Here is a 10,085-nt window from a genome sequence, read left to right as displayed (position 1 = left end):
AGGCGTCAAAGACGCTGCGAGGCAAATGGTCCTGAAGTTGCGCGAAAACGAGCCGGCCCTTGTGCATCGCCCACCCCGCAAATGACTGCGAGTGTGGGCTGCCGGGCGCACGAAATTCAAATCGATTGCCGCATCAGGGGGCAATTACATCAAGCAGATCAATGACTTACCGCCCAAATGCGAACTCTTCTCCGGACACTAGTGGGTCAAGCCCGCAATGACATCCTCCGAATTGGATGTCATCCCGGGCTTGACCCGGGATCCATCCGGCCGTGGTTTCGCGGCGGGCGGATTGCCGGTCAGGCCCACAATGACATGGGCGATGCCGTGCTCCATCCTGGCGCATCTCCCGCAGCGGCGCGGTGCATCCTCGCTCGCGATGCACCGCGCTCTCGAGCCGGAAGCCGCTTTCCCTCGGCACGCCCCTTGCACTTCCCCTCCACCTTTCACTGATGGAGTCGAGAAGATGAAGTTGTCCTCCCTGTGCGCCGCCGTCGCCGTGCTCTGTGCCGCCGGTGCGGTGCAGGCAGCCGAGAAGGTCCGGTTCGGGCTGAGCTGGATTGCGGAGGCGGAGCATTGCGGCTTCTTCCAGGCCAAGGCCACCGGTCTCTACGACCAGGCCGGCCTCGACGTGGAGATCGTCAACGGCGGTCCCGATCGCAACCTGCCGCTGCAGATCGGCGCCGGTGACCTGCAACTCGCCATGGGCTCGAGCTTCACCACGCTGCACATGCTCAAGTCCGGCGTGCCCGCCGTCACGGTCGCCGCCTTCTTCCAGAAGGATCCGCAGACGCTGGTGGCGCACCCGGACCAGGGCATCAAGTCCCTGGCCGATCTCAAGGGCAAGCCGATCATGGTGGCGAGGTTCTCGCAGCAGGAGTACTGGCAATTCCTCAAGCGCAAGTTCGGCTTCAGCGACGAGCAGCTGCGCCCCTACACCTATTCGGCCGCGCCCTTCCTGGTGAACCCGCTGGCGGTGCAACAGGGCTACATCACCGAGGACGCCATGCTCCTGGGCAAGGCCATGCCCAAGCCGCCGGTCTCGCTGCTGCTGGCCGACTACGGCTACAGCAACTACTCCGACACGGTGTTCGGCCTGAAGTCCTGGCTCGACGCCAAGCCGCAGGCCGTGCAGGCCTTCGTCGACGCCACCCGCGCGGGCTGGCAGCAGTGCATCACGGGTGACTACACGCCGGCCATGAAGGCGATCCTGGCGATGAATCCCGAGCACGGGGAGCCGCTGTTCCACTTCAAGATGAAGCAGATCAAGGAGCGTGGCCTGGTCGACAGCGGTGACGCCCGGAGTCGCGGCATCGGCACCATGACCGACGCGCGCTGGAAGGAGTTCTTCGAGGTGATGGCGGGCTCGGGCGTGTTCCCCGCCGACCTGGACTACCGCGCGGCGTACACGCTGAAGTTCGTCCAGCCGGCGGCCAGGCCGTGAGCGCCGCGGTTCCGGTCCTCGACCTCGCGCCCTTCCTGCAGGGCGGCCCTGGCGAGCGGCGCGCGGTCGCCCACAGCTTCGGCCAGGCGATGGAGGAGGCCGGCTTTGTCACCGTCATCGGCCACGGCGTGCCACAGTCGCTGGTGCATGGCACCTACCGCTGCATGCGCGACTTCTTCGCGCTGCCGGAGCCGGACAAGCTGCGCCACACCGCCCCCGAGCAGACCAAGGGCCGCGGCTACCTGCCGATGAAGATCGAGAGCGTGGCCGCCACGCTGGACGGCCGCACGCCGCCCGACTTGTGCGAGGCGCTGGTGTTCGCGTCCCTGCAGCGCGAACGCGCAGGCGCCGGCGTGCCGAACCTGTGGCCGCAGCAGCCGCCGCAGTTGCCCGTGTGCGTGAACGCGTATTTCGACGCGATGCTCACGCTCTCGCGCCAGCTGATGCAGCTTGCGGCGCTCGCGCTGGAGCTGCCGCAGGACTGGTTCGATGCGATGTACGCGCAGCCGGCCCTGACGCTGCGCTTCGTCAACTACCCGGACCAGGAGCAGCTGCCCGAGCCCGGGCAGTTGCGCTACGGCGCGCACCACGACTACGGCGGCCTGACGATCCTGCGGCAGGACCACGCGCCGGGCGGACTGCAGGTGTGCGATCGCGCGGGGCAGTGGCACGATGCGCCGCCGCATCCCGGGGGCCTGGTCCTCAACGTCGGCGACCTGATGTCCCGCTGGACCAATGGCCGCTGGCGCTCGACACTGCATCGCGTGATCAATCCGCCCCGCGATCTGACTGGCTCGACGCAGCGGCTGTCGATGGTGGCCTTCACCGGCCCGAACGCGGCGACCGAGGTCTCCTGCCTGCCGACTTGCACCGGGCCGGGCAATCCCGCGCGCTTCGAGCCGGTGAATGCGCAGGCCTACGTTCAGGCCAAGCTCGCGGCCTCGCACGCCGTGGACTGAGACAAACGGCCGGCCGGGCGGCAGGTGCGCCATACTGTGGCGATCCCACGCCGCCAGGAGAGGGCGCCATGCCGGACTTCACGACACACGAGGTCTTCAACCAGCCCGAGCCGCTGGTGGACCGCAACCTGTTCGACAGCAACCAGCCGCTGCGCGACGCGCTCGCATTCAACGCGCCGGGCCTGGACACCGCACCGCTGCACGCCCTGGGCGCGTTGGTCGGCTCCGCGCAGATGCAATCGCACGCCCGCCTGGCCAACGTGCACCCGCCGCAGCTGCACACGCACGACCGCTTCGGCCACCGCATCGACGAGGTGGAGTTCCATCCGAGCTACCACGCCCTCATGTCCGCCGCCGTCGCCGCCGGCCTGCACGGCACCCCCTGGTCCTCCCCACTCCCTCCCTCTCCGGGGGAGGGCAGGGGTGGGGGCGCTGGGGGCGCTCGGGACGCTGGGGGCACTGCGGCCACCAGCCCCCACGTCCAGCGTGCCGCCGGCTTCATGCTCTTCACCGAGCTTGAGCCTTCCATCCTCTGCCCCATCTCGATGACCTACGCCGCCACGCCCGCCTTGCGCGGCAACCCGGCGGTCCAGCGCGATTGGGGTCCCAAGCTCACCAGCCGCATTTATGACCCGACGCTGAAACTTTGGCGCGACAAGCCGGGCCTGACCATGGGCATGGGCATGACCGAGAAGCAGGGCGGCTCCGACGTGCGCGCGAACACCACGCACGCCGAGCCCGCCGGCCGCGACGAGTGGGGCGAGCGCTATCGCGTCACCGGGCACAAGTGGTTCTTCTCGGCGCCGATGTGCGACGGCTTCCTGGTATTGGCGCAGACCGCCTCGGGGCTGAGCTGCCTGTTCCTGCCGCGCGTGCTGCCCGACGGCAGCCGCAATGCGCTGCACATCCAGCGACTGAAGGACAAGCTGGGCAACAAGGCCAATGCGAGTTCGGAAGTCGAATTCCATGGCGCCAGTGCATGGCTGGTGGGAGAAGAAGGCCGCGGCGTCGCCCGCATCCTCGAGATGGGCACGATGACGCGGCTGGATTGCGCGCTGGGCACCAGCGGCCTGATGCGGCAGTCGCTGTCGCTGGCCATGAACCACACCGCGCAACGCATGGCTTTCGGCAAGCGCCTGATCGAGCAGCCGCTCATGCGCAACGTGCTGGCCGATCTCGCCCTCGAAAGCGAGGCAGCCACCACGCTCGCCCTGCGCCTGGCGCGTGCCTTCGACCGCCGGGAGGACGCGCACGAGACGGTCATCGCGCGCCTGCTGACGCCGATCGCCAAGTTCTGGATCTGCAAGCGCGGCAGCCATTTCGCGCAGGAAGCCATGGAGTGCCTGGGCGGCAACGGCTACGTGGAAGAGGGGGGCGAGGGCGTGCTGGCCCGCATCTACCGCGAGATGCCGCTCAACTCGATCTGGGAAGGCGCCGGCAACATCATGGCGCTCGACCTGCTGCGTGCCATCCGCAAGGCCGATGCCGCCGCGGCCCTGGCGCACGAACTCGCGCCGGCCCGCGGTGCCCACGCCGCACTCGATCGCCTGGCCGCCGCGCTGCCGGCGCGGGTGGAGGCGATGGCCACGGAAGTGGAAGCGCGCCGCCTGGCGCAGGACGTCGCGCTGGCCGTGCAGGCCGCACTGCTGTACCAGACATCGCCCGAGCCGGTGTTCGCGGCCTTTTGCGAGTCACGCCTGGCGGGCGACTGGGGTTACGCTTTCGGCACCTTGTCGTCCCGCACCGATTTCGACACCATCCTGCAACGCGCCCTCGCGCACTAAGAAGCTGTGAACGAATTGCTCACGCCCGCGCGAGGCCCCGAATGACTCTTCATTTTCACCAACGCTGCGCCGCGGCCTCGCCCTTCGGGCCGGGGCGCCTCGGGGCGCAGGCGTGCGTTGCGTCCCTTGCCCAGGCGGCCAGCCTGGGCTGCGGCCCGCGCCTTCGCCCGCGCCCCGATGCACCCCGTCGCGGGCGCGATCAATTCATTCACAGCTTCTGAGTCCCCAGAATGCAAGACCTCATCCTGCACCACTACGGCCGCTCCCCGTTTTCCGAGAAGATCCGCCTGGTCCTGGGCTTCAAGAAGCTGCCGTGGAAATCGGTGCAGATCCCGGCCATCATGCCCAAGCCGGACCTGGTCGCGCTCACCGGCGGGTATCGCCGCACGCCGGTGCTGCAGGTGGGCGCCGATCTTTATTGCGACACGGCGCTGATCTGCGACGTGCTGGAACACGTGCGGCCCGAGCCGACGCTGTACCCGCCGCACCTGAAGGGCGTGTGCCGCATCTTCGCTCAGTGGGCCGACTCCACCCTGTTCTGGGCCGCCATGGGCTACAACCTGCAGCCGCGCGGCGCCGCGCACGTATTTGCCAAGGCTCCGCCCGAGGCGGCCAAGGCCTTCGCCGAGGACCGCAAGGCCATGACCACCAACATGGTCCGCCTGCGTCCCGGCGATGCCACGTCGGCCTATCGCTCCTACCTGCGCCGCATCGCCAACATGGCCGACGAGCATGACTTCCTGTTCGGGATCGAGCCTTGCGTGGCCGATTTCGCGGCGTATCACGGCATCTGGTACACGCGCAACCAGGTGCCGCCGCTGGCCGACATCATCAACCCCACGCCTTCGGTGACCGAGTGGGCGCAGCGCGTCGAGGCAATCGGCCACGGAGCGATGACGCAGCTGACCGCGGACGATGCGATCGCCATGGCCGCCGCGGCGGAGCCGCAGCCCTCGGGCGCGAACCTGCTGGTCGACAGCGCGTTCCAGGACGATCACGGCATCGCGCTGGGCACGCGCGTGACGGTCACGCCCGAGTCCTTCGGCAGCGAATCCACCGACGGTGAATTGATCGCTGCGACCCGCACGCATTACAGCCTGCGCCGCGAGGACGCGCGCGCCGGCCTCGTGCACGTGCACTTTCCGCGCATCGGCTATGTGCTGCGCGCCGCGGACGCGAGCTGAGCGCCATGGCGCGCGCCGTCGCCCATTGCCTGTTCGCCACCGCGATCGGCGACTGCGGCATCGCATGGACGGACGAGGCGATCGCCGCCGTGCAACTGCCGGAGGTGGACGCCGAGGGCACGCGCCGCCGCCTGCTGCGGTACGCCGGCGAAGTGCCGCAAGCGCAGGCGCCTGAATTCGTGGCGGCGGCGATAGCGCGCATCCAGTCGCTGCTGGCGGGCGCGCACGACGACCTGTGCGACTTGCCGCTGGAACTGGCGGGGGTGCCGCCTTTTCACTGCAAGGTCTACGCCATCACCCGCGCGATCCCGCCGGGCGAGGTGTTGACATACGGCGAAGTGGCGCGCCGTCTGGGCGAGCCCGGCGCCGCGCGTGCGGTGGGCCAGGCGCTGGGCAAGAACCCCTTCGCGCCGGTGGTGCCCTGCCATCGGGTGCTGGCCGCAGGCGGCCAGTCCGGCGGCTTCTCGGCGGAGGGTGGGGCGATGACGAAGTTGCGCATGCTGGAGATCGAGCGCGCTCAGTGGGGCGCTACGCGCAGCTTGTTTTCGTAGGCTGGGCTGCGCGCAGCGCACCCCAGCGATCCGCAACTGCGCTGGGGTGCGGCTGCGCCGCAGCCCAGCCTACGGATTCAGCGCTCCCCCATCAAAACCACTTGCGCCACCCCGACTCCGCCGTCGGCGTCGGCGGGTCTTCGCGCCGCAGCTCGCGCTCTTCGCGGATGCGCTCGTCGCGCAGCCGCTCTTCGTCGCGCGCCAGCGCCTGGTCCTGCTCGCCGACCACGTTGTCGCGCACGACCGGCTGCACCGGCTCATTGCGCATCGACGGCGGCACCATCGTCGCGCCGACCGGAGGCAGGCCCAGCCGGGTTTCCAGCCGGCTCTCCAGCTCGCTCAGGCGCGCGGAGATGGTGCGGTTGATCTGCTCCATCTGCGCCTGCGTCTCGCGGCGGCTTTCCAGCATCGCCTTGTCGAACTCGGTGGCGGCGATCGAGTCGCGCTCGCCCAGGTGGCCGAGATGCTCGTCCAGGTGCTTGCGCAGCTCCACGAAACGCGAGGTCTCCGCCCGGTCGGCCAGGTCGCGCTGCGCTTCCAGCGTCTTCTGGTGATTGCGGTAGTCGATCAGTGACTGTGTGCGCATCGCGGCCGTCGATGCCAGGAACAGCACCAGCGTGATCGCCAAGAGCGCCAGCAGGATGGCTCCCAGCGGCGCGTCGGTGACCATGATCCCGAACGAAAGCGGCGCGCTTCGGACGATCTCGGACCAGTTGAGGGCGGCGAATCCGGCTACCAGCAGGATGGCCACGACCAGCAGGATGCTTCGCGTGCGCATGGACAGAATCTCCTTGGATGTTGTAAAACATTCTCGTCTGTAGATTCGCCGCAACTGTCAGCCAGCGCCCTATTTGGCTGTGCGAGCGGTGTGGCAAACTCGCGCGCTTTCGTGGTCTCCCCAGCAGTAACACCATGCAAAAAATCCTGAGGCAGATCGCCGCCGAACTCAAGGTCCAGGAAAGCCAGGTCCGCGCAGCCGTCGAGCTGCTCGACGGTGGCGCCAGCGTGCCTTTCATCGCCCGCTACCGCAAGGAGGCCACCGGCGGCCTCGACGACATCCACCTGCGCGAGCTCGAAGCGCGCCTGGGCTACCTGCGCGAGCTCGAGGACCGCCGCTCGGCCGTGCTGAAAAGCATAGCGGAGCAGGGCAAGCTCACCCCCGAACTGCGTTCGGCCATCGAGGCCGCGCCGACCAAGCAGGAACTGGAAGACCTGTACCTGCCGTACAAGCCCAGGCGCCGCACCAAGGGCCAGATCGCCCGCGAAGCCGGCATCGAGCCGCTGGCCGACCTGCTGTGGGCCGATCCCACCCGCGATCCCGCGGCCGAAGCGCAGGCCTTCGTCAAGAGCGAAAAAGGCGAGGGCGGCGAGGATTTCACCACGGTGCCCGCGGTGCTCGATGGCGTGCGCGACATCCTGTCCGAGCGCTGGGCCGAGGACGCGGTGCTGGTGCAGTCGCTGCGCGAATGGCTCTGGACCGAGGGCCTGCTCAAGTCCAAGCTGGCCGCCGGCAAGGACGAGAACCACCCCGACGTCGCCAAGTTCCGCGACTACTTCGACTACGACGAGCCGATAGTCCGCGTGCCCTCGCACCGGGCCCTGGCCGTCTTTCGCGGCCGCGCCCAGGACATCCTGGAAGTGAAGCTGGTGCTGCCGGTCGAGCCCGAGCCGGGCCAACCCTCCATTGCCGAAGGCAAGATCGCGCTGCACCTGGGATGGAGCCATGCCAGGCGCACGGCCGACGACCTGCTGCGCAAGTGTGTGGCCTGGACCTGGCGCGTGAAGCTGTCGCTGTCGACCGAGCGCGACCTGTTCTCGCGCCTGCGCGAAGACGCCGAGAAGGTGGCGATCAAGGTGTTTGCCGAGAACCTGCGCGACCTGCTGCTGGCGGCGCCCGCCGGCCCGCGCGTCGTGATGGGCCTGGACCCGGGCATCCGCACCGGCGTGAAGGTGGCGGTGGTCGATGCCACCGGCAAGCTCGTTGACACCGCAACCGTCTACCCGCACGAGCCGCGGCGCGACTGGGAAGGCTCGCTGCACACGCTGGCGCAGTTGTGCCGCAAGCACGGCGTCAACCTGATCGCGATCGGCAACGGCACCGCCAGCCGCGAAACCGACAAGCTGGCCGCGGACCTGGTGAAGCGCCTCGAGGCCGACATCCAGCGCGTGGTGGTCAGCGAGGCGGGTGCCTCGGTCTATTCCGCCAGCGAGTACGCCTCGCAGGAGATGCCTACCGTCGACGTCAGCCTGCGCGGCGCCGCCTCGATCGCGCGCCGCCTGCAGGACCCGCTGGCCGAACTGGTGAAGATCGATCCCAAGTCGATCGGCGTCGGCCAGTACCAGCACGACGTGAACCAGAGCGAACTGGCCAAGACGCTCGAGGCCGTGGTCGAAGACTGCGTCAACCGCGTCGGCGTCGACCTCAACACGGCCAGCGCGCCGCTGCTGTCGCGCGTGTCGGGCCTGTCGGGCACGGTGGCCAAGGCGGTCGTGCAGTGGCGCGAATCGAATGGCGCTTTCCGCAGCCGGCAACAACTGCTGCAGGTCAGTGGCCTGGGCCCGAAGACCTTCGAACAGAGCGCCGGTTTCCTGCGCATCCGCGACGGCGAGAACCCGCTGGACATGACCGGCGTGCACCCGGAGACCTATCCGGTGGTCGAGAAGATCCTGGCCGCCGCCAAGAAGCCGGTGCAGGAGCTGATGGGCCGGGCCGAAATGCTGAAGACGCTCAAGCCGGAGCTGTTCGCCAACGAGAAGTTCGGCGTGATCACGGTGAAGGACATCCTGGGCGAACTGGAAAAGCCGGGCCGCGATCCGCGCCCCGACTTCAAGGTGGCGCGCTTCAACGAGGGTGTCGATGACATCAAGGACCTGCAGCCCGGCATGGAGCTGGAGGGCACGGTCAGCAACGTCGCGGCCTTCGGCGCGTTCATCGACCTGGGCGTGCACCAGGACGGCCTGGTGCACGTGAGCCAGCTCTCGCACAAGTTCGTCACCGACGCCCGCGAGGTCGTGAAGACCGGCGACATCGTCAAGGTGAAGGTGCTGGAGGTCGACCCGATCCGCAAGCGCATCAGCCTCACGATGAAGCTGGGCGCTCCCGTGGGCAAGCCGGGCGGCCCGCGCGAGAACCGCTTCGAAGGCGCGGCCCGCGGCCAGCGCGCACCGAACAACCAGGCGCTCGGCGGCGCGATGCAGGGCGCCTTCGCCAAGCTGCAGGGGCTGCGGAAATAACCGGCAGCCGGGCCAGCCGCACGCGGCGCACAATGACGGCCATGCTGCTGCCGATGCGGTCCCGCGGATGACGCCCGGCCCCGGTGGGCTGCCGGTGGCGGCCAGCGTGCTGTTCCTGCGCATGCATGCCTTCGCGGACGCGGAGGCGACCGAGCGCGCCAGCCGGCGCGAGCAGTTGCAGACGGTGCTGGAGGCCGCACTGCCAGCCTGGGACGCGAACCGGCGCGTCGTGCTGGAAGCGCCCGACGGCCTGGCTGTCGTCGGCGACATCGATCCCGCAAACGCACTCGCCGCCGCGCAACTCGCGGCCGACCACGGGGCCGACGGCTCGCTAGGCATTGCCTTGCACCACGGCCCCGTCCGCGTGATTGCCGACAACGAGGGCGCCACGCGCGTGGTGGGCGACGGCGTCGACACCGCCGCGGCGCTGGCCGGCTTCACCACCAGCCATCCCGTGGTCGTCTCGCAGGCCTTTCGCGCGGCGCTGGCTGCACGGGCGCCGCGGCTGGCGCAGGACCTGCGGCCGGCCGGCGAGCGGGTCGACGAGCGACTGCGGCCGCACGCATTGTTCGTGTTCGATCCGGCGCCGGCCAAGGCGATCGCGCATCGGCGCCGCGTCCTTGCACTGGCGGGCTTGTGCGGGCTGCTCGCGGCGGGCTGGTCGGTGCGGGTGGCGCGCGAGCGTTATGCCGAGGCGCACCGGCCGGCGACGGTGGTGCTGGACATCCGGCCCACGGGCGAGGTGTTCGTCGACGGCGCGGCCAAGGGGACGGCGCCGCCGCTGGCGCGCCTGTCGCTGCCGCCCGGGCCGCACACGATCGAGGTGCGCAACGGCCGGTTCAAGCCCGTGCACATGGAAGTGGTGCTGCAGCCCGGTGAGGAGCTGCAGGTCAAGCACGTGTTCGTCGCGCCGCCGGTGCGCCGCGCGC

The 10,085-nt window shown here is 69.3% G+C and carries 8 protein-coding genes; 7 read left to right on the top strand and 1 reads right to left on the bottom strand.

The window, feature by feature from the left end:
* Positions 1 to 466: 466 nt before the first annotated feature.
* From JWP60_RS14150 to JWP60_RS14130, 5 genes are all read left to right on the top strand, one after another.
* Positions 467 to 1,444 carry an ABC transporter substrate-binding protein gene (locus tag JWP60_RS14150; RefSeq protein ID WP_299792363.1) on the top strand — a complete coding sequence of 326 codons (978 nt, stop codon included), beginning with the start codon at positions 467 to 469 and terminating at the stop codon, positions 1,442 to 1,444.
* Complete coding sequence (locus tag JWP60_RS14145; protein ID WP_299792360.1) at positions 1,441 to 2,403, top strand: 2-oxoglutarate and iron-dependent oxygenase domain-containing protein; 963 nt, start codon at positions 1,441 to 1,443, stop codon at positions 2,401 to 2,403. Before JWP60_RS14150 ends, JWP60_RS14145 begins: the two co-directional genes overlap by 4 nt.
* Positions 2,404 to 2,471: 68 nt before the next feature.
* Positions 2,472 to 4,187: an acyl-CoA dehydrogenase family protein gene (locus JWP60_RS14140; protein ID WP_299792358.1), complete on the top strand. Its 1,716-nt coding sequence runs from the start codon at positions 2,472 to 2,474 to the stop codon at positions 4,185 to 4,187.
* Between the two features lie 230 nt (positions 4,188 to 4,417).
* Complete coding sequence (locus JWP60_RS14135; RefSeq protein WP_299792356.1) at positions 4,418 to 5,371, top strand: glutathione S-transferase family protein; 954 nt, start codon at positions 4,418 to 4,420, stop codon at positions 5,369 to 5,371.
* Between the two features lie 5 nt (positions 5,372 to 5,376).
* On the top strand, positions 5,377 to 5,922 hold the full coding sequence (locus JWP60_RS14130; protein ID WP_299792354.1) for a methylated-DNA--[protein]-cysteine S-methyltransferase: 546 nt from the start codon (positions 5,377 to 5,379) through the stop codon (positions 5,920 to 5,922).
* Positions 5,923 to 6,013: 91 nt separating this feature from the next.
* Here the strand turns inward: JWP60_RS14130 and JWP60_RS14125 are convergent, their stop codons facing one another.
* Entirely contained in the window at positions 6,014 to 6,700 is a 687-nt protein-coding gene (locus JWP60_RS14125) for a hypothetical protein (protein WP_299792352.1), read from the bottom strand.
* 134 nt (positions 6,701 to 6,834) lie between these two features.
* Between JWP60_RS14125 and JWP60_RS14120 the strand changes: the two genes are divergently transcribed.
* Complete coding sequence (locus JWP60_RS14120; RefSeq protein WP_299792349.1) at positions 6,835 to 9,156, top strand: Tex family protein; 2,322 nt, start codon at positions 6,835 to 6,837, stop codon at positions 9,154 to 9,156.
* Positions 9,157 to 9,223: 67 nt separating this feature from the next.
* Positions 9,224 to 10,085: PEGA domain-containing protein (locus JWP60_RS14115; protein WP_299792346.1), on the top strand; the 862-nt coding region annotated here is incomplete at its 3' end.

Origin of the sequence: Ramlibacter sp. (genome assembly GCF_028291745.1) — a bacterium.
In the GTDB taxonomy this organism is placed as follows: Bacteria; Pseudomonadota; Gammaproteobacteria; order Burkholderiales; family Burkholderiaceae_C; genus Ramlibacter.
Note: the sequence above shows the minus strand (reverse complement) of the source record. Positions and strands in the feature narration are given on the sequence as shown.

Bases quoted from the DNA above. Each gene is read 5' to 3' on its own strand.
- JWP60_RS14125 (WP_299792352.1), bottom strand. From the start codon at position 6,700: ATGCGCACGCGAAGCATCCTGCTGGTCGTGGCCATCCTGCTGGTAGCC.
- JWP60_RS14135 (WP_299792356.1), top strand. From the start codon at position 4,418: ATGCAAGACCTCATCCTGCACCACTACGGCCGCTCCCCGTTTTCCGAG.
- JWP60_RS14120 (WP_299792349.1), top strand. From the start codon at position 6,835: ATGCAAAAAATCCTGAGGCAGATCGCCGCCGAACTCAAGGTCCAGGAA.
- JWP60_RS14140 (WP_299792358.1), top strand. From the start codon at position 2,472: ATGCCGGACTTCACGACACACGAGGTCTTCAACCAGCCCGAGCCGCTG.
- JWP60_RS14130 (WP_299792354.1), top strand. From the start codon at position 5,377: ATGGCGCGCGCCGTCGCCCATTGCCTGTTCGCCACCGCGATCGGCGAC.
- JWP60_RS14150 (WP_299792363.1), top strand. From the start codon at position 467: ATGAAGTTGTCCTCCCTGTGCGCCGCCGTCGCCGTGCTCTGTGCCGCC.